Genomic DNA, 18,358 nt, shown 5'->3' on the forward strand with positions numbered 1-18,358 from the left:
GGGTCTCGGCGCGGCGGGCGCGCCGGTCGGACAGGCCCTGGGCGGCGCCCTGCCCGTCCTCGCCCGCGCGGCGCAGGAGCTTGTCATAGGCCAGCACCGTGCCGATGCCCAGGAACCGCCCCAGCCCCGACAGTTCCGCCCGGGTGAAGCCGGTGCAGAACAGGCCGAAGCCCAGCACGCCCAGACCGAGCAGCACGGCCGCGACCTTCAGCGCGGCGCCCAGACCCAGGGGCAGGATGCCGATCACGATCCCCAGCGCCGCATCGCCCAGCATGCCGCCCAGCCCGAAATGATGGGTCCAGTCCGGCCCCGGCACGTGGCTGGAGGCATAGACCGCCGCCAGCGCCACCCAGATCGGCAGGAACACCCCGCGGGAGAGCAGGCGGTCGCCGCCGCGATGGAACAGGAACCGTCCGCCCCAGACCGCCAGCGCCACGACCAGCGCCCAGGCGCCGCGGCCGAAGATGAAGCTGAGCGCCGAGGCGATATAGGCGCCGGGATAGCCCAGCAGGTTCTCCGGATCGCCCGTGGCGCTTCCCAGGAAGGACGGATCATAGGGCGAATAGCTGGCCAGCATCAGCCCCAGCGCCACCGCCCCGGCCAGCAGCGCCAGACCGATCAGTTCGCTGGTGCGCTTCTCCAGCGCCGCCTGGGTCTCGGCGTCCAGCAGGGGATCACGTCCGCGGGTCGAATAGGCCATGGCTCAGGTCCTCAGCTGTCATAAAGGCAATGGCGGATCAGGGTCAGACCGGCCTCGGTCTGCTCCATCGGGGCGACAAGCGCGACGCGGATATAGCCCGCCCCGGGATTGCCCACGCCGCTGTCGCGGCCGAGATAGGCGCCGGGCAGGCAGCGCACGCCGGTTTCCTGCCAGAGCTTCAGGCAGGCGGCCTCGCTGTCGGGCACGGGCAGCCACAGGAAGAACCCCGCGCGCGGCGGCTCGTAGCCCGGCACGTCGGCGAAGATGCGGTCCGCCATGTCGAATTTCAGCCCGTAGAGGCGGCGGTTCTCCACGACATGCGCCTCGTCCTCCCAGACCGCGGCGGCCGCGGCCTGCAGCGGCAGCGGCAGCGGCGCGCCGCCATAGGCGCGCAACTGGCGGATGCGGCGGATATTCTCGGGACCCGACGTGACCGCTCCGGAACGCAGCCCCGGCAGGTTGGAGCGTTTCGACAGCGAATGGATCGCCAGCACCCGTTCGGGATCGGCCCCCGCCACCGCGGCGGCGGCAAGGATGCCCGGGGGCGGCGCACCGCGATAGACCTCGGAATAGCATTCATCGGCGACGATCCTGAAATCGTGCCGTTCCGCCAGGGCCAGCAGATCGCGCCAGTACGCCTCGTCCGCCACCGCGCCCTGCGGGTTGGAGGGCGAGCAGATATAGCACAGGCTCACCCGGTCCAGCGTCTCGGGCGGCAGTGATGCATAATCGGGCAGATGCCCGGTCGCGCGCGTCGCGGGCACCATCACCGGCTCGGCCCCCACCGAGATCGCCGCCACGGCATAGGCTTGGTAGAACGGGTTCGGCATCAGGAAGACCGGGCGCTGCCCGGCCTTGGTCTCCGGCGCGATCGCCATGGCGATGTTGTACAGCCCCTCGCGGCTGCCGTTCAGCGCCATGACCTGTGTCGCGCCATCGACGGTGACGCCATAGCGCCGGCCGATCCAGGCGGCGATCGCCGACAGCAGTGCGGGCGTGCCGTCATTGGCCGGGTAACTGCCGAAACCGACGGCGTTTTCCGCGATGATCCGGGTCACCCAGTCGGGGAATGCATGTTTCGGCTCGCCGATCGACATCGACAAGGGCGCGCCGCCCGGCGCGTGATGGTCGAGAAGCGCCCGCAGACGCGGAAACGCGTAAGCGGGCAGATCGGAGAACCGGTCTGGATACTGCATCTGTGCCTCAGCTTTCCGGGATCTTCCGCCCCGGTATCTGCCCGGGACGATACCGGAACACCCGTCTTGCGTCCAGTCCGCGACCGCGCCCTTGCCCCGCGCAGGGCAAGATTGTGACCCGGCGGGATCGCGGCCCGGATCAGGTCAGCGCCGCCTCGGCGGCATGGCCGATCCGCATCAGCCGTTCCTCCGCGCCCGGACCGGCCATCAGCATCAGGCCGCAGCAATCCGTGCCGGTGGGCAGGCTCAGCGCGCAGAGCCCCATCAGATTGGCGATCCGCGTGTTGCGCAGCGCCAGCAGATTCTCGGCGCGGAAATAATCGGCATCGCGTTCCAGCCGCGCGGCATCCGGCGGCAGGATCGGCGCGGTCGGCAGGACCACCGCGTCATAGCCCGCCGTCGCCCGCAGATAGGCGCGCCGCAGCGTCTCCAGCGCCTGCCACCCGGCCACGAAATCCTGCGCGGCGACCCCTGCCCCCTGGCGGAACCGGTCGCGGATCGGCGGATGCATCCGCTCCGGGGCGGCCTCGATCACCTTGCCCCAGGTGCCGTAGGCCTCGCCGGGGAACAGCATGGCCGCCGCCGCCATCGCCTCGGCCACGGGCGGGACCCCGATGCGCTCCACCCGCGCCCCGGCGGCCGAGAGCCGCGCCAGCGACGCCTCGAAGGCCCGCCCCGGCTCATCGCGCAGATCGTCGAGGGCGATCGTCTCCAGCACCGCAAGGCGCAGCCCCGCAAGCGAGGCGCCGCGCAGATCGGCAGGCCGCCCGCCCTCGATCAGCGCCAGCAACTCGGCCGCATCCTCGACCGTCCGGCAGATCGGGCCGATCGTGTCGAACCGCGCGGCCAGCGGCACCGCCCCCGCCAGCGGCACCCGCCCGGCGGTGGTCTTCAGCCCCACCAGGTTGTTCCAGGCGGCAGGCACCCGCACCGACCCGCCGGTATCCGACCCGATGGCGCCCGCGGCCAGGCCCAGCCCCACCGACACCGCCGCCCCCGAGGAGGAGCCCCCGGGCGCCAGCGCCGGATCGGTGACATTGGGCGGCGTCGCGGTCATCGGGTTCAGCCCCAGGCCGGAAAAGGCCAGCTCGGTCATGTGCGTCTTGCCCAGGCAGACCGACCCGCCCAGCGTCGCGGTGGCCAGCACGGCCGCATCCGCCTCCGGCACCCGGCCCTCCAGCAGGCGCGATCCCGCCTCGGTCGCCACCCCGGCCGTGTCGAAGAGGTCCTTCCAGCTGAGCGGCACCCCGTCGAGCAGGCCGCGGCGCAGCCCGGCGCGGGCGCGGGCCCCGGCGGCTTCCGCCCCCGCCATGGCCCGCTCCGGGGTCAGCCGCGCATAGATGCGCGCGCCATGCTCATGGGCGCCCGCCGCCTCCAGGAAGGCCGTGGCCAGTTCCACCGGGTCGATGCGTCCCGCCTCGATGCCACGCCCCAGTTCCGCCGCGCTGCGGCCCCGCCACTCGTCCATGTCACGCCCTCGTCAATGGTGTCGCAGCCACGCTATTCGTCCCGATGCGGATGGACAATCCCGGCAGGCCGCTTCATCCATGGCGCATGGAACAGGATGTGCTCATCACCGGCGGCAGCCTGAACGGCGCCTGCCTCGCCCTTGCCCTCGCCCGCGCCGGGATGCGCGTCGCGGTGATCGACCCGCTTTCCGATGCCGCCCAGGGCGTGCCGGATTTCGACGGGCGCAGCTACGCGCTGGCCGCGGCAAGCGTGAAGATGCTCGGGGTGCTGGGATTGTGGGAACGCATCGCGCCCGAGGCCCAGCCGATCCTGGACATCCGCGTCGGCGACGGCCGTCCCGGCGAGGGCGCGGGGCCGATGACGCTGCATTTCGACAGCCGCGACCTGGGCGAGGGCCCGCTGGGGCAGATGGTCGAGGACCGCCACCTGCGCGCCGCCTTGCTGGCCGCGCTGGCGGAGGCACCCGGCATCCGGCGGATCCGGGGCGCGGTCGCGGCCCAGCGGACCGAACCCGGCCGCGCGACGGTGATCCTGGAGGACGGACAGACGCATTCGGCGCCGTTGCTGGTGGGGGCGGATGGCCGCCGCAGCGGCACCGCGCGGCGGGCCGGGATCAGGCGGCAGGTGACGGATTACCGCCAGACCGCGCTGGTCTGCGCCATCGGTCATGAACGCCCGCATGACGGCTGCGCCTGGCAGATCTTCCTGCCGCCGGGGCCGCTGGCCATCCTGCCGCTGACCGGCAACCGGTCCTCCATCGTCTGGAGCGAGACCGCCGCGCAGGCGGCGGCGATCCATGCCCTGCCCGATGCGCAATACCTGGAGGTGCTGCGCCCGCGTTTCGGCGATTTCCTCGGAGAGATCCGCCTGGCCGGGGCGCGCCATACCTATCCGCTGGACATGAGCGTGGCCGAGAGCTTCACCGCCGAGAGGCTGGCGCTGGTCGGCGATGCCGCGCGCGGCGTGCATCCGGTCGCGGGCCAGGGGCTGAATGCCGGGCTGCGCGATGTCGCGGCGCTGGCCGAGGTCCTGGTGGAGGCTGCGCGGCAGGGCGAGGATCCGGGCTGGCCGCTGGTCCTCGACCGCTATGCCCGCTGGCGGCGGTTCGATTCAGGCGCCCTGACCCTGGCGACGGACGGATTCAACCGGCTGTTTTCCAATGACAATCCGATGCTTCGCCTGGGGCGCGACCTGGGGCTGGGCCTGGCCAATGCGATCCCGGCGCTTCGCCGCGGGCTGATGCGCGAGGCGGCGGGCCTGTCGGGGGATGTGCCGCGGCTGCTGCAGGGACGCGCGCTCTAGCCCGCCCCTGCCCGGCGACGCGTCAGGCGCGTTCGGAATATTCCATCGTCTCGGTATTGACGATGATCGCCTCGTCCTGCCCGATGAAGGGCGGCACCATGATGCGCACCCCGTTATCCAGCGTGGCGGGCTTGAAGCTTTTCGAGGCCGTCTGACCGTTCACCACCGGCTCGGTCGACGCCACGACGCAGGTGACCTTCGCCGGAAGCTGCGCCGAGAGCGGCTCCTCGTCGTAATACTGCACCACGGCGGTCATGCCGTCCTGCAGGAAGGGGCGCCGCTCCCCCAGGAGCGCGGCCGGGATCTCGATCTGCTCGAAGCTTTCGGCATCCATGAAGACAAGCTTGCCGTCCTGCTCGTAGAGGAACTGCTGGTCCTTCTGCTCCAGCGTGACGCGCTCCACCTTGTCGGCCGAGCGGAACCGTTCGTTCAGCTTGGAGCCGCTGCGCAGGTTGCGCAGTTCCACCTGGGCGAAGGCCCCTCCCTTGCCGGGCTTCACGATATCGACCTTGACCGCGGACCACAGCCCTCCGTCGTGATCGAGAATGAAGCCGGGTCGTATTTCGTTACCGGTGATTTTCGGCATTTCGGAGCCTGCGGAGTTGAACGGGATATGCAGGCCCCTATATCGCCCGGGTATCGGGCTGGCAACAACGACCGCAGAGGACGGCACGCCGGAGGCTCCCGATGCAGATATGCGACAAGCGCATGACGGTTATGTTGGAAACACAATACCGAATCGGAGCGGGACATGCATATTGCGCCGCACCTCAAAAGAAGCAAGAGCAAGAATAAGGAAACGAAATGGGCGAATTCGTCGACGGCACTGCTTTTAATCACGAGCAGGGCAACCGTGCCCGCAAACTGTTCGCGGCTGTTGTGCTTGCCGCACTGGATGACGCGATTGCGGATGACAAGAAATACGGCAACGGTCCGGAGCAGATCGCCCGCTGGGCACGCTCTCGGGACGGCCGCGAGGTGCTGAGCTGTGCCGGCATCGACCCGAACGAGCGCGTCGTGACCGGGCTCATGGACTTCGTGTCGAAAGGCATCCGCACCTCGGTCGCCCTGTCGCGCGAGGAATCCGAGCGGCGCCACGCGGCCGAGGCGGCAGAAGCGGCCTGACCCTGCCTGCGGCCTTCCCGAAGGCCGGTACCGAAGCGCTCCCCCAGGGGAGCGCTTCTGTCTTTTGCGCAAGCCCGTTTCCGGACCCGGCGCATTCCCCCCGCGGGCCCCTGCCCCCGCGCCATCCGTCGCGGAGCTGGTCCGCGCCGCGCGGCCCGGGCCCGGCCGGGCTCAGTCCCGGCCTTCGGACGGCGCGTCATCCGGCGCGGGACGGGCCTCCGACAAAAGCGACTGCAGCTCTTCGCGCAGGATCCGGCGGATATTCTCGTTGATCCGCGGCCCCATGCGGGTTCGGACCTCCTCGCGCAGGATATCGCGGATCAGCGCCCGCAGACGGGCCTCCTCCGCATCCTCGGCGGCAGGCGCGGCAGGCGCCTCTGCATCGATCCGCGCCCAGTCCGCAGCGCCGGAACGCCCCGGCGCCGGGGCGATCGTCCCGTTCGCGGCGACGCGTTCGCCCGCCCCCAGGACCAGACGCCGCGCCGCGGCACTGGCTTTCTGGCTCACCACGGGCAGGTCGCCGCGATCCGGCCGCTCGGCCTTCTCGCGCGCCTGCTGGTTCTGCACTTCGCGCGCCACCAGGCGGCGGATGGAGGCAAGAACCTCCTCGGGATCACGCGAACCGGTCATTTGCCGAGCGCCCGCAGGACCTTGTCGAGCTTGACCCCCTGTTCCGAGGTGAAGACCGACGGCGCCGCGCGCACATTGTCGTAATAGGCGTTCTCGTCATAGGCGACGACATCCAGCCCCAGATCCTTGGCCGTCAGCTGGCCCATGGTGGAAAGCAGGAAGTAATAGGCATCCTGCTCCACGGTCAGCGCCTCGATCCGGCTGCCGCGCGCATCCAGCAGGTCCTGCTCGGCATTGAGCACGTCAAGCGTGGTGCGCGCGCCCAGGGTGGCCTCCTCGCGGGTGCCCTCGAAGGCGACCTGCGACGCCTCGATCTGGCGCTCCGTGGCCTCCAGGCTGGCAATCGCGACCTGGAAATTCGCCCAGGCATAGCCCACGCGTTCCTGCACGTTCAGCGTCGTCTGCAGCAGGCTGGCGCGGTTCTGCTCCAGCACCGTGACCGCCCGGCGGTACAGCGCGTTGATCTGGCCGCCCTGGTAGATCGGCCCGCCGAATTCGATGCCGAGGCTGGCCACCGGCTCCAGCGACCCGTCATTGGAGCTGGAGACGGAATCCGAATAGCCCGCGGAACCGGTCGCCCGCAGCGATGGCAGGACCTGCCGCTGGGCAATGTCGACATTGACCTCCTGCGCCGAGACCAGGAACTGCTGCTGGCGGATCGAGGGATGGGTGCGCACCGCAACGTCGCGCGCCGTTTCCAGGCTCGAGGGGCGGCTGGAGAAGGAGGGCGGCGGGGCGAGATCCCCGGGATAGCGTCCGACGGCCAGCCGGAAGGCCTCGCGCGCGATTTCCAGATCGCCGTTGGCCGCGACCAGGCTGGCCTGCGCCTCGGCGAGATAGGCCTCGGCCTGGGCGACATCGGTGCGCGTCACCTCGCCCACGTCGAAACGGTCGTTCGCCGCGCGCAGTTCCTCCTCCAGCACGCGCACGTTGTTGCGGCGCAGATCCACGAAGGCCTGGGCCTGGCGGACCTGCGTATAGGCCTGCACGGCCGCGAAGAGGACATCCTGTTCCTGCGCCAGCAGCGCCTGGCGCGCGGCCAGCACCGCCTCCTTGGCAGCCTCGACGCCCAGCCGGTTGCGGCCGAACTCGTAGAGGCTCATCTGCGCGGTCAGTTCCAGCGTGTTGGTGATCGAGGTGTCGTCCTCGCGCTGCGGGCCGGTCGTGGTCTGGATCACGTCGGTATCGAGATCCCACGAATAGGCCCGGCTGGCGGAATAGGCGAAGATCGGCCGCAATGCCGAGACCGCGATCGCGACATCCTCGTCCGAGGCCCGGAGCACGGCACGGCTCTGTTCCAGGAGGTTGGAATTGTTATAGGCCGAAACCAGCGTGTCGGTCAGGGTTTCCGCCGAGGCGCCCGCGGCGGCGACGATCGCCGCGCAGGCCCAGAGGGTTGTCTTGATCTTGCGCACCATGGTTCCCCATTTATCTGCAGCGCCCCGGTCGCCGGGAAGGGAGGCCCTCAGAGCGCGAAGTCTTTCTGCTGCTCGAAACCCGGAAGGACGGGCGCCCCCGCATTGAAGGCGAACCGCCACGAAACCGTTCCGTTCAGTTTGTACCCTACCCGTACGGCACCAAGCGCGCCATCCACAAACGGCGCGACGATGCGACCGCCCTCCTTGAGCTGTGCCAATAGGGCATCACCGACGGCCTCCACCGCGCCTTCGATCACGATAACGTCATAGGGACCGTGCTGGGGCAGCCCTGCGGCCAGGGGCCCCTCGATCACCGCGACATTGTCGGCGCCATGCTCCGACAGCAGCCCGGCGGCCTCGCGGGCCATGTCCTCGTCCTCCTCCAGCGCGACCACCGCCTCGGCCAGATGCGCCAGCACGCAGGCCGAGTATCCCAGCCCCGGCCCGATATCCAGGACCAGGTCGCCGGGCTGGATGTCGGCAGCTTCCAGCATCTTGGCGAAGGTGCGCGGCTCCAGCATCACCCGGTTCTCGGCCAGGGGCAGGTTCTCGCCGATATAGGCGGCATCCTGCAGGCCCTCGGGCACATAGACCTCGCGGGGGACGCGCAGCAGCGCCTCGATGATCGGAAAGCGGGTGACATCCGAGGGTCGCACCTGGGTGTCGACCATGACGGTACGGCGATGGGAATAATCGGTCATCGGCGAAGGCTCTCCCCGTGGCTGACAGACGGACCGGGCAAAGTCATGGCACAACCGCCCCCGCGGGGCAATGTGGCGGACCAAGCTATAAGGCCGCATTAACGCTGTCGGGCCCCCGACCTGCGCCGCCCCGCGGGATCCCGGCCTTCCCGGCGCGCGGCCGCCACGCCGGTCCGGGGGCGTGCGGCAGGATCGGCAGAGCGGACATGCGGGGATCGGTCTCGAAGGCAAGATGCCCGATGACTCGACCTGTTCAAAGCCGCGCCTCGGCACGTTCCATGAGAGCGACCTGTTCCGCCGCCCGTTCGAGGACGTTGTCGCGACCTGCATTGCCGAGGGCCTGGCCGGCGGAACCGGCTTCGCCGTCGATGCCAGCCCGATCAGCGCGCACGTCCAGAAGCAGGGCTCCGGCGAAGCCCGGGACCGGAACGCCGCAGCCGTCGATCCAACCTCGGGCGAGACGGAGCCGGGCAACCGGGCATCGCCCCATGGCAAGGAAGAGCGGTCCAGCGCACCCGCCCCCTCGATTCCGCCGGATCAGGCGCACCGGCCAAGGCGTCGGCTCGGCAGGGTCCTTCACCTCTCGAACGGAACGATGGAAAGACATATCGAGAGAATCTCGGCATCCTCCGGTCCCTCGGACGTGAAGGCGTGCCGCATCGTGCTGTCCAGATATGCACTTTCGCCGACCTTGAGCACCAGAGGTGCATAGTGCTGGGTATGGAGCCCGAGCGTGCCGGAGAGGACATAGATGTACTCCTCGCCACGGTGGATGCTCCATTCATCGGGCGGCGGAACCTCATGGGTGCGTATCCGCATCTTCAGCGGCACCATTACCTTGCCGCGCAGGTTGGACGAATGGACCTCGTAATCGTAGTGATCCGTGCTGTGCCGTTCCGCCTCTCCGATACGGGTCGAGGTCAGCCGGCCGGACGGGGCGCTCTCGGTCGGCGGATCGAGAATCTCCACGAAGTTCAGCTGGAGGGGCCGTATCAGCCGCATGAGCGTGTCGAAGCTGGGGCTCGACTGGCCGATCTCGATCTTGGATATGGCAGGGACCGAGACGCCGCTGCGTTCACTGAGATCGCCCAGGGTCCAGCCGCATTCCTTGCGCCGGGCGCGCAGCCTGCGCCCGACTTCGGCGGTTATCCTCTGGTCAGGGGTGTCAGCCGCGTCCTTGGTCATTCATCACTCTTCTGAGTAGTTCATCGAGCAACGCCGCGGTGCGCGGCCTCGCCCGTTCAAGCTCTTCCAGGCAGTCTACTTCGAAATCGGCAGGAAGATCGAGATGCCCGTCGGGGGCGCCGCGATGTTCGGCAATCCAGGACGAGACGATGGTCGCATCGACCTCGGGATGGAACTGGACCCCGATGGCGCGCCCATGCTGGAAGGCCTGTGGCACCGTGCCGTCGGCGGCCAGCAGCTCGCAGCCCTCGGGAACGTCGAACCTGTCGCCGTGCCAGCGGAACCAGGGCCCCTGCCAGAGCGCGTCGGCGGCGTGGTCGTTCACACGCCAGCCATGGATCTTGTCGCCCATCGGCAGAACCTCGGCGCCCAGGGCCGACGCGATCAGCTGCGCGCCGAAACAGATGCCGAGGGTCGGTCGATCCTGCGCGACCCGGCTTTTCAGGAAGTCGCGCTGCTGCCGGATCCAAGGATGCGCGTCCATTTCATAGACCCCGCGCGGCGATCCCAGGACGACCAGCAGGTCGTGATCCGGGAACTCCCGATAGCTTTCCGTCCGGGCGTCGCGGATGATCAGCTCGGCCCCATGCCTGTCCGCAAGAAGGCTGCCGAAGGTGCCCAGGCCGGAGCTGGTGGAATTCTGCAGGACAAGGACCTTCACGCGCCGGTCTTCCCGCGGTCTCCGCTGCATCCTGTCCAGAGGACGGCCTCCGGGCGGTCGCCGCGGATGGTCACGTCGAAGATATCGGTGCGGGCGTAGTGGCCCGTTGGATCAAGACTTTGCCGGGCACCGGCCAGAAGCGCCAGGTCCACGTCGGCGGCGATCAGGCCCTCGAAATCCGCCGGGCCCTCGGCGACAACCTCGCCGGCAGGCGAGACGATCCGGGATCCGCCGCGGAAGATCGTGTCGACGCCTTCCGCGACGAGCTGCTCATGGAAGGGGAAGGTCGCGGGGATATCCGCCATCGACAGGAGGCCCATGACGCTGACCACCCATAGCCGACCCTCGCGGGCGATGAACTCCGGGGCGACATTGGCCACTTCCGCATTGCCGGGCCAAGCAGCGAAATGGACCTCCGCGCCCCCGGCATAAAGCGCATAGCGCGCCTGGGGCATCCAATTCTCCCAGCAATTCAGGGCGCTGCCGCGCAGGCCGCCGAAATCATGCACCCTCAGGCCGTGGGCATCGCCGATCGCCCAGCAGAGTCTTTCGTCATGCGTCGGCATGAGCTTGCGATGTGCGCCAAGCACGCCGGTCTCGCGGTGGATCGCCAGCATGGTGCACCAGATGCTGCCGCGCCCGGCACTGGTGCCGCGTTCGTTCATCCCGAGATAGACGGAAACGCCGCTGTCGCGGGCCGCTTCCGCCACCCGGGCCACCAGGGGGGACGAGATCTCGACCGCCGCGTCCAGGAAGGCGGCATAGGCCTGGCGCTGACGGGCATCGTCGAAGGCCGCCGCATTGGTGCGGCACAGCCAGAAGGGGTAGCCGCTGAGATAGGCCTCCGGGAAGGCCAGAAGGTCGACCCCCAGGGCAGCCGCCTCGGCGATGGTGTCGATGATCCGCTGAACGGTCCTTTCGGGGTCGAGCCAGACGGGCCGGATTTGTGCCGCTGCGACTTTCATGTCCTTGCCTTCGCTCCGTGTTTCCTCTTGCGCCCGCAAGGGCCGCCGGGCCCGACCGGCCGGGGCCGGTCGGACAGGTCGTCAGTACATCTCGAAGTATTCGCGATGCTCCCAGTCGGTCACTTCGGAAAGGAAGCGCGCGACCTCGAACTTTTTCAGCGAGACAAGGTAGTGATGTGCCTTCTCGCCCAACTCGGTCCGGATCACGTCATCGGCTGCGAAACCGTCGATCGCGGCCATCAGGCTTTCCGGCAGGTCGGGGCGGTCCTCGTCATAGGCCGCCGTCACCGGATCGCCGGGGGCGATGTCCCTGGCGATGCCATCGCGGCCCGAGAGGATCTGCGATGCAATGTAGAGATAGGGATTTGCCGTGGGCTCGCCCACGCGATTCTCGATCCGGCTGGCCGGGTCGCCGCCCTGGCCGATGACCCGCAGCATGGCGCCGCGGTTTTCCTTCGCCCAGGCGGCCTTCAACGGCGCGAAGCTGTTGGGCGCGCGGCGCTTGTAGCCGTTGATCGTGGGCGTCGACATCAGCGCCGAGCCGGAGGCGTGGGCCAGAAGCCCCCCCAGGTAGGCCATGCCCAGCTTCGACAGCGGCGTGTCCTCGCCGTCGGCGGCAAAGAGGTTGGCCCCGGTTTCGGCATCCACCAGCGACTGGTGCATGTGCCAGCCGCTGGGGAAGGTATTGGCGATCTTGGGCTTGGCCATGAAGCTGGCGTGATAGCCCTTGCGGCGGCACAGCTGCTTGATCGCTGTGCGGAACAGCAGGGCGGCATCAGCGGCTTCCAGCGGCGGCAGCGGGTCGAATGTCACCTCGATCTGGCCCGGGCCCCATTCGTCCTCGATCGTCTCCACCGGCAGGCCGAGCGCGTCGATGTTCTTCTGCAGGTAGCTCAGCAGGTCCTCGATCTCGTCACCGCGGGTCTCCGTCAGGTACTGGTAGCCGTGGGAGATCATTTCCACCTCGGGCGCAGCGGGCGGATAGCCGCTGTCGGCGGGCGATAGCTTGGGATCGAGCATGCGGAAAACGTAGAATTCGAATTCCAGCCCCACGAGCATGCCCATTCCGTCCGATTCCAGCTTGGCGACCTGTTCGCGCAGGATCTGGCGGGTCGAGAGCGGGCAAGGCGCGCCGTTGCCGAAATAGGCGTCGCTCAGGCACCAACCGGTGTCTTCGACCCAGGGCAGGACGCGGAAGGTCGTGGGGTCGGGCACCAGGACGCCATCGGGCAGGCCGATCATCTCGGGGATGCCGAGGTGGTTCTCGGCGCCGAAGGGCGGCACGATCGGATGGTTCGTGGTGTCGAAGATTGCCGTGACCAGCTGGAAATCCTTTCCGTCCTTCAGGCACTTGATGAAATGCTCCGCGCTGACGGTCTTGCCGCGCACGATGCCGTGCTGGTCGCCCCAGCCGACACGCACATTGCGGATGCCGCTCTGCTTGATCTGGGCGACAAGCGCCTCTGCCGCGGCCTTCTGCGCATCGCTCCACAAGCCGTGACGCTCGATGAAGCCCTGTTTCTGATTAACCATGTTCAATCCCTGTTGCTTTGTTGTCCGCAAGGAGCCCGGAACCCGGAGGCGCGAGCCTGGTGCGCGTCAGCCGTCTCGGTGACCTTACCCGGACTGGACATTCTGAGTCAGAGCAATTTTCGTCAAGGTGTAAAATTCTCTTGAAAGAGAAAAAGATCTGCTTTCTTTATTCATAAGAGAATCACGAACAGCAGGGACTCCCATGAACCAGACAACGGCAACGGCGCTTGGCGTCGGAATTTTCGGTGGCCTGGCCACTTTCCTTTACATGTCCAGCGGAACGGTGCTGATCTGGGCGGCCTTCGTCGCCTGGGCCTCGTTCTTTGCCATTGGCGGCACCCGGGCGCAGGTGGCGCTCAACATCACCTGCAACCTCTTCGGCGTGGTCGTAGCCTGGGCCGTCGGGCTGCTCATCCTGGCCAACCCCTTCGGCATCGCGGTGCCGGTCTGGGCCGGCCTGATGGTGCTGATCAGCGTGGTGATCTACATCTCGGCCTCGGTGATCCCGGCGTTTTCCTCGGTGCCTGCGGTCACCTTCGGCTATGCGGCGACCTTTGCCTATATCAGCCAGACACCGGGTGTATTCTCCATCGGCACGATGCTTTCGCTCAGCTTCTCCAATGTGCTCGTCAATGTCGGGCTTTCGATGATCGGCGGCACGCTCTTCGCCTACGGGTCTGCCTGGCTTTCGGGCGTGCTGGCAAAGCCCGTGGCGGAAACCTGAGGACGCGGGCGGGCGAAGGGCTTGCGCCCGGCGTCCGCCGCACCGGTCCCGAGAGGAGAAATCATGAGCAACTGGAAAACCGCCAACCGCAGCTTCTACTACGATGGCGCGCCGCCGCCGGAGGATCCGGTGCTGGCGCGCGCAGATACGGCTTTGCTGGTGATCGACCTGCAAAATTGCTACCTCTGGCGCCGCCCGGACGGGATCCCGCCGGAGGTGCCGCCGGAATGGGCCCAATTCGACGCGCGCCTGCGCGAAACGGTCCTGCCCCGCACCGCCGCCATGATCGCTGCTTTCCGCGACCGCGGCATGGAGGTGATCCATGCCCGCATCGCCTGCCAGCACGCGGATGGGCGCGATCGCTCCCTCAGCCAGAAGAAACCGGGCTGGAACAACCTGCTTCTGCCCAAGGACGCCTTCGCCTCGAAAATCCTGGAAGAGGTGACCCCGGCGCCGGACGAGATCGTTGTGACCAAGACCACCGACAGCGCCCTGACCGGCACCAACCTGCGGCTCGGGCTGTCCAACATGGGCATCCGCAACGTGGTCTGTGCTGGCATCTTCACCGACCAGTGCGTCAGCTCCACCGTGCGAAGCCTGGCGGATGAAAGCTTTGACGTGATCGTGCTCGACGACTGCTGTGCGGCTGGCACGGAGGAGTTGCACCGCAGGGAACTCGAGGTGCTGAACATGATTTACTGCCAGGTCATGCGCGCAGACGATCTCCTTGGCTATCTTCCGGACTGACGGGCCGATCATCGCGCAATCTTGCTACGGCGGACTTCCACCGCGGCCCGATGGCGCCGGTGATCCGACATATCGGCAATGCGCTACACCTTGGCCGGGCGCGCTCGAGTCTCCCCCTTCCCCTCTCGAATTTGAAAACCGCACGCCTCCGGCCGTCGGCGGAAGGCGAGACCGGGGATGACCTCTTCGCCTTCCTCACCTGCCCGCCCTTTGCCGGGCTCGCCGCGGTTGACCTCCGCGAGGATGGTTACGAAATTTCCAAGCAGCAGCAGCACGTTGCGTCATGGCGAATGAAATTTCTGCTATCTCTTGGAGACCGCGGCAGGAAGATGTGTTCGCAACCTGGCATCTGCGTCCTTCACCCGCCCCCAGCCGGGCACACGCGGCAGCCGGGGGCCATGGCGGCGCGGTCTCCGGTCCAGGTCGCAGAGTTCGCGCGCCTTTCCAATTCAACGGAATTGTTCAGGGGAAAATAAACCATCCGCTTCTAGCAAGGTCGCGATCAACGGGAATCGAGGCCCATGACCATCACGACATTCCTCAGCAGGCAAAGTCTCAGAACGATCTTCCTCGGCGCTGCGCTCCTGCCCATGGCGGCAGCCGTGGCGTTCGCGATCATCCTGATCCGCGCCGAAGCCCGGGAGATGCTGGAAACCCGGCAGCTCGGGGAGCTGATGCAGTTGGTCGATGCGCTCGGCGACCTTGTTCACGAGCAGCAGAAAGAGCGGGGCGCAACCAGCATCTTCCTCAGCAGCAAGGGCGCCGAGTTCGGTCCCCAGCTCGCCGCGCAGCGCGAGGCCACGGATGCTGCAAGCGCCACGCTGACGGGGCTGATCGGCAAACTCGATCTGGCCACCAGCGATCCCGATCTGTCAGGTCAGACGGCAGCGATCCTCGCGAAACTTCAGGCGCGCCCCGAGATCCGCGACCAGGTGGACGCGCAAACCATTCCGGTTCCGGACGCAATCGGATTCTACACGGCAGGCAATACCATCATGCTGGACCAGATCTCGCGGATCGGCGGGCGCAGCAGCGACAGCGGCGTGACGGCGAGCCTGGGCAGTTTTGTCGCCTTCCTCGCGGCGAAAGAACGCGCCGGGGTCGAACGTGCCGTTGCCTCGGGCGGATTCGCGCTTGGCCGGTTCGACCTCGCGCGGCTGCTCGTGCTGCAGCGCCTGATCGCGCAGCAGGAGATGGGGTTCGAATTCTTCCTGTCGAACGCCCCGGCGCCGGACCGGGCCGCCTTCGAAGCGATGCGCGCCCTGCCCGAAACCCGGGCGGTGTGGACCTATCGCGACCTCGCCTTCGCCTTCCCCCGGACAGCCGATCTGTCCGGCATCACCGGCACGGATTTCTTCAACGCGTCAACGGTCCGCATCAACGCGATGAAGGATCTGGAAGAACAGATGTCGGCGGAGATCGCTGCCATGGTCGGCAGCCTGTATCGCGCCAGCTTCCGGTCGCTCTGCGTGGCGCTTGCGCTGCTCGGCATCCTCATCCTCGGCATGTCCATGGCGCTGCGCGCCATGCTGCGCTGCATTCTGGAAATGCTGTCGGGCATTGCCGAGGCGGCCGACCGGATGTCGAACGGCGAGCTGAAAACCGCATTGCCGACGCAGACGCCGAGGGAACTGGGCGCGATCGTCGTCGCTCTCGACCGGTTCCGGACCAGCATCATCGAAGGACGCGACCTGGTTGCCCGAGAGGCTCGGGCGAAAGCCGCGGCCGAGCAGCGCGCGGCAGACCAGAAGGAAGAGCAGCGTCTCTATGAGCTGCGGCAGGAAGAGGCTGCTGCCGCACGCCGTGCCGAGCGGGCGGATCGCGACAAGCGCAATGCCGAAGAAATTGCGCTTGTCGTCAATGCCTGTGCGAGAGGCGACTTCTCGCAGCGTCTCGGCCTGGACGGCAAGGAAGGCGCGATCGCTGAGATCTGCGCCGGGGTCAACCGCATCGGCGAGGTTGCCGATCGCGGACTGGCCGAGATTCGCGCCGCGCTTGAACGGATTGCCGATGGCGATCTCACGCATCGCATGGACGACTCCCTGTCCGGAGTCTTCGCCGAGATCGGAGGGGTGATGGCCCGGACCATCGGCAATCTTGGCCAGACGCTGGCACGGGTGTCCGCCTCCGCCGTGACCGTGAATGGCTCTGCCCGGGAACTGTCGACGGCCACTGACGATCTTGCCCGCAGGTCCGAACGCAATGCCGCCATGCTCGAGCAGACCGCGGCTTCGCTGAACCAGATGTCGAGTTCGATCGGCACGGCCTCCGAGGCCGCCGTTTCGGCACGGCAGTCGGTCGGCACCATGTCCTCGCGCGCCGAACAGGGAAACGAGGTCGTCCAAGGGACGATCGCGCAGATGGAGGAGATTTCCAGGGCCGCCGAGAGTATCGAGAAGGTGCTCGGCGTCATCGACGATATTGCCTTTCAAACCAATCTTCTCGCACTGAATGCGGGCGTCGAAGCTGCAAGGGCGGGCGAGGCCGGTCGCGGTTTCGCCGTCGTGGCCTCCGAGGTGCGCGCCCTGGCACAGCGATCTTCCGAATCCGCAAGAGAGATTGCCGACATGATGGCGCGCTCTTCGGAAAGCGTGCGTCGCGGGGTCGAGATGGCGGCCAATTCCGGAGAGGCTCTGCGCCACATCGTCGGCGATATTGGCGAGGTGTCGGGGGCAATTGACCGGATTGCGGCGACATTCCAGGAAGCGAAGCTGGGGATTTCCGAAATCAGCGAGGCGACGACACAGATCGACCGTACGACCCAGCAAAATGCGGCGATGTTCGAGGAAACCAATGCTGCGATCCATACACTCGAAACCGAGGCTCGGCGGCTTTCGGAGGAGATGGGAGCCTTCAAGGTCGATCCGGACACCGCCTCTGAACACATTTCGGCCCCTGCCGCCAATGTCGCGTAGCCGATTGCGTCGACGACGAAGAACGAGGGCCTCGAACAGGTCGGCGCGCATGGCGCAAGATGCATCTGGCGATGGGTGCCGCCACCTCGGATATCCGTGCCGTCGAGTTCACCTCCAGCCGGGAACGCGACAGTCCCAACCTGCCGGACCTGTTGGGCCAGATCCCCGCGGAAGAGGACATCGCCACCATAACCGCGGATGGCGCCTGCGACACGCGGCGATGCCACAGCGCTGTCACCGCACGGGGCGCCACTTCGATCATCCCGATCCGCAAGACCGGCGGACCGTGGAAATAGAACTGTCCCGCCGCCCGGGCCCGCAACGAAATCCCGCGCGCGACGCGTCACTACGGGCGCGCTTTCTGGAAGCGGTGGAGCGGATACCATGTTCGCAGCCGCGCCGAGTCCCAAATGCGCTGCCTCCAGTCCTTCGGCGAGCGCATCGCCGCAAGGGCCCCCGACCGCCAGACCGCCGAAATCCACATCCGAAGAGCCCTCATGAACCGCTTCAACGCCCGCGGCACCGCCGAGATCATCCGCGGCGGCTGACGCCTATGGGGAAAGCGGCCCTCACACCTGAGGACACCATTCTGCAACAACGCCCATCGGACCTGTCATGAGTTCCTTCGACTGTCGCCGCGTGCCCGGAAAGGACTGGCTGCGCTGGCTCGACACGATGGCGGACCGGCCGGGAGCCCGCAAGGCCGCGGTCGGCGCGGTGCGCGCGATGTACCGATGGGCGGTGGAGCGGGAGATCGTCAGGGACAACCCGGCCGCCGATAGCCCCATGACCTATCAGAGCCGTGGCGGCGCGAAGCCCCGGAGCGTCGGAGACCTGAAACAATTCCGCCAGCGCCATCCGTGCGGCAGCGACGCACATATGGCGCTCGCGCTCTTCATGTTCACGGCGGCGCGGGTCTCGGATGCGATCGCGCTCGGCCGGACAAACGAGATACAGCCAGACGGCCTGACCTGGCTCCAGTGGCAGCCCGGCAAGAAGGGATCGAGCAAGGTCACGATCCCGGTGCCGCCGCCGCTCCTGCCTGCAATTCGCGCCCGCGAGGTCGAGCATCTATGGTAGCGTCCG

At 67.6% G+C, this 18,358-nt stretch carries 17 protein-coding genes and 1 pseudogene; 7 read left to right on the forward strand and 11 right to left on the reverse strand.

Annotation, left to right across the window (positions count from 1 at the left end):
* The 3 genes from ICN82_RS12895 to ICN82_RS12905 all read right to left on the reverse strand — a co-directional run.
* Positions 1-700 (reverse strand): DNA translocase FtsK 4TM domain-containing protein (locus tag ICN82_RS12895; protein ID WP_193183418.1); only part of this gene is annotated, 700 nt, incomplete at its 3' end.
* Between the two features lie 11 nt (positions 701-711).
* Positions 712-1,896, reverse strand: coding sequence for an aminotransferase class I/II-fold pyridoxal phosphate-dependent enzyme (locus tag ICN82_RS12900; protein ID WP_193183421.1), 1,185 nt, complete (start codon positions 1,894-1,896; stop codon positions 712-714).
* Between the two features lie 139 nt (positions 1,897-2,035).
* Positions 2,036-3,364 carry an amidase gene (locus tag ICN82_RS12905; protein WP_193183423.1) on the reverse strand — a complete coding sequence of 443 codons (1,329 nt, stop codon included), beginning with the start codon at positions 3,362-3,364 and terminating at the stop codon, positions 2,036-2,038.
* Positions 3,365-3,450: 86 nt separating this feature from the next.
* On the opposite strand from ICN82_RS12905, the gene ICN82_RS12910 reads away from it, so the two are divergent.
* Complete coding sequence (locus ICN82_RS12910; protein WP_226898470.1) at positions 3,451-4,668, forward strand: FAD-dependent monooxygenase; 1,218 nt, start codon at positions 3,451-3,453, stop codon at positions 4,666-4,668.
* Between the two features lie 22 nt (positions 4,669-4,690).
* On the opposite strand, the gene efp is transcribed toward ICN82_RS12910, so the two are convergent.
* Positions 4,691-5,254, reverse strand: coding sequence for an elongation factor P (efp, locus tag ICN82_RS12915; RefSeq protein ID WP_193183427.1), 564 nt, complete (start codon positions 5,252-5,254; stop codon positions 4,691-4,693).
* Between the two features lie 218 nt (positions 5,255-5,472).
* Here efp and ICN82_RS12920 point away from each other — a divergent pair, with 218 nt between their 5' ends.
* Entirely contained in the window at positions 5,473-5,793 is a 321-nt protein-coding gene (locus tag ICN82_RS12920) for a DUF6280 family protein (protein WP_193183429.1), read from the forward strand.
* Positions 5,794-5,964: 171 nt separating this feature from the next.
* On the opposite strand, the gene ICN82_RS12925 is transcribed toward ICN82_RS12920, so the two are convergent.
* The 7 genes from ICN82_RS12925 to ICN82_RS12955 all read right to left on the reverse strand — a co-directional run bounded on the left by ICN82_RS12925 (position 5,965) and on the right by ICN82_RS12955 (position 12,886).
* Positions 5,965-6,423 carry a hypothetical protein gene (locus ICN82_RS12925; RefSeq protein WP_193183431.1) on the reverse strand — a complete coding sequence of 153 codons (459 nt, stop codon included), beginning with the start codon at positions 6,421-6,423 and terminating at the stop codon, positions 5,965-5,967.
* A complete protein-coding gene (locus tag ICN82_RS12930; protein ID WP_226898471.1) occupies positions 6,420-7,841 on the reverse strand; it encodes a TolC family outer membrane protein in 1,422 nt (473 codons plus the stop codon). The genes ICN82_RS12925 and ICN82_RS12930 overlap by 4 nt, the downstream gene beginning before the upstream one ends.
* Positions 7,842-7,888: 47 nt before the next feature.
* The gene (locus ICN82_RS12935; protein ID WP_193183433.1) at positions 7,889-8,542 is read right to left on the reverse strand and encodes a protein-L-isoaspartate O-methyltransferase family protein; all 654 of its coding nucleotides are present in this window, start codon (positions 8,540-8,542) and stop codon (positions 7,889-7,891) included.
* Positions 8,543-9,118: 576 nt separating this feature from the next.
* A complete protein-coding gene (locus ICN82_RS12940) occupies positions 9,119-9,727 on the reverse strand; it encodes a helix-turn-helix domain-containing protein (protein ID WP_193183435.1) in 609 nt (202 codons plus the stop codon).
* Positions 9,708-10,388 carry a type 1 glutamine amidotransferase gene (locus ICN82_RS12945; RefSeq protein WP_193183437.1) on the reverse strand — a complete coding sequence of 227 codons (681 nt, stop codon included), beginning with the start codon at positions 10,386-10,388 and terminating at the stop codon, positions 9,708-9,710. Before ICN82_RS12945 ends, ICN82_RS12940 begins: the two co-directional genes overlap by 20 nt.
* Positions 10,385-11,353, reverse strand: coding sequence for a carbon-nitrogen hydrolase family protein (locus tag ICN82_RS12950; protein WP_193183439.1), 969 nt, complete (start codon positions 11,351-11,353; stop codon positions 10,385-10,387). The genes ICN82_RS12945 and ICN82_RS12950 overlap by 4 nt, the downstream gene beginning before the upstream one ends.
* An 81-nt stretch (positions 11,354-11,434) precedes the next feature.
* Positions 11,435-12,886: a glutamine synthetase family protein gene (locus ICN82_RS12955; RefSeq protein WP_193183441.1), complete on the reverse strand. Its 1,452-nt coding sequence runs from the start codon at positions 12,884-12,886 to the stop codon at positions 11,435-11,437.
* Positions 12,887-13,088: 202 nt separating this feature from the next.
* Between ICN82_RS12955 and ICN82_RS12960 the strand changes: the two genes are divergently transcribed.
* The 5 genes and pseudogenes from ICN82_RS12960 (at position 13,089) to ICN82_RS12980 (ending at position 18,352) form a co-directional block, all read left to right on the forward strand.
* Positions 13,089-13,610, forward strand: coding sequence for a DUF1097 domain-containing protein (locus ICN82_RS12960; RefSeq protein ID WP_193183443.1), 522 nt, complete (start codon positions 13,089-13,091; stop codon positions 13,608-13,610).
* 63 nt (positions 13,611-13,673) lie between these two features.
* Positions 13,674-14,357, forward strand: coding sequence for a cysteine hydrolase family protein (locus ICN82_RS12965; RefSeq protein ID WP_193183445.1), 684 nt, complete (start codon positions 13,674-13,676; stop codon positions 14,355-14,357).
* Positions 14,358-14,878: 521 nt separating this feature from the next.
* Positions 14,879-17,272: a methyl-accepting chemotaxis protein gene (locus ICN82_RS12970; RefSeq protein WP_193183447.1), complete on the forward strand. Its 2,394-nt coding sequence runs from the start codon at positions 14,879-14,881 to the stop codon at positions 17,270-17,272.
* Between the two features lie 38 nt (positions 17,273-17,310).
* Positions 17,311-17,820 (forward strand): annotated as a pseudogene (locus tag ICN82_RS12975) (IS5 family transposase); the annotation flags it as partial.
* A 67-nt stretch (positions 17,821-17,887) separates the two neighbouring features.
* A complete protein-coding gene (locus ICN82_RS12980; protein WP_193183449.1) occupies positions 17,888-18,352 on the forward strand; it encodes a hypothetical protein in 465 nt (154 codons plus the stop codon).
* Positions 18,353-18,358: the final 6 nt, after the last annotated feature.

Source organism: Mangrovicoccus algicola (assembly GCF_014903745.1).
GTDB classification, from domain to species: Bacteria; Pseudomonadota; Alphaproteobacteria; order Rhodobacterales; family Rhodobacteraceae; genus Mangrovicoccus; species Mangrovicoccus algicola.

Excerpts from the sequence above, each read along its gene's own strand:
- ICN82_RS12900 (WP_193183421.1), bottom strand. The coding sequence starts at position 1,896 with ATGCAGTATCCAGACCGGTTCTCCGATCTGCCCGCTTACGCGTTTCCG.
- ICN82_RS12905 (WP_193183423.1), bottom strand. The coding sequence starts at position 3,364 with ATGGACGAGTGGCGGGGCCGCAGCGCGGCGGAACTGGGGCGTGGCATC.
- ICN82_RS12910 (WP_226898470.1), top strand. The coding sequence starts at position 3,451 with ATGGAACAGGATGTGCTCATCACCGGCGGCAGCCTGAACGGCGCCTGC.
- efp (WP_193183427.1), bottom strand. The coding sequence starts at position 5,254 with ATGCCGAAAATCACCGGTAACGAAATACGACCCGGCTTCATTCTCGAT.
- ICN82_RS12920 (WP_193183429.1), top strand. The coding sequence starts at position 5,473 with ATGGGCGAATTCGTCGACGGCACTGCTTTTAATCACGAGCAGGGCAAC.
- ICN82_RS12925 (WP_193183431.1), bottom strand. The coding sequence starts at position 6,423 with ATGACCGGTTCGCGTGATCCCGAGGAGGTTCTTGCCTCCATCCGCCGC.
- ICN82_RS12930 (WP_226898471.1), bottom strand. The coding sequence starts at position 7,841 with ATGGTGCGCAAGATCAAGACAACCCTCTGGGCCTGCGCGGCGATCGTC.
- ICN82_RS12935 (WP_193183433.1), bottom strand. The coding sequence starts at position 8,542 with ATGACCGATTATTCCCATCGCCGTACCGTCATGGTCGACACCCAGGTG.
- ICN82_RS12940 (WP_193183435.1), bottom strand. The coding sequence starts at position 9,727 with ATGACCAAGGACGCGGCTGACACCCCTGACCAGAGGATAACCGCCGAA.
- ICN82_RS12950 (WP_193183439.1), bottom strand. The coding sequence starts at position 11,353 with ATGAAAGTCGCAGCGGCACAAATCCGGCCCGTCTGGCTCGACCCCGAA.
- ICN82_RS12955 (WP_193183441.1), bottom strand. The coding sequence starts at position 12,886 with ATGGTTAATCAGAAACAGGGCTTCATCGAGCGTCACGGCTTGTGGAGC.
- ICN82_RS12960 (WP_193183443.1), top strand. The coding sequence starts at position 13,089 with ATGAACCAGACAACGGCAACGGCGCTTGGCGTCGGAATTTTCGGTGGC.
- ICN82_RS12965 (WP_193183445.1), top strand. The coding sequence starts at position 13,674 with ATGAGCAACTGGAAAACCGCCAACCGCAGCTTCTACTACGATGGCGCG.
- ICN82_RS12970 (WP_193183447.1), top strand. The coding sequence starts at position 14,879 with ATGACCATCACGACATTCCTCAGCAGGCAAAGTCTCAGAACGATCTTC.
- ICN82_RS12980 (WP_193183449.1), top strand. The coding sequence starts at position 17,888 with ATGAGTTCCTTCGACTGTCGCCGCGTGCCCGGAAAGGACTGGCTGCGC.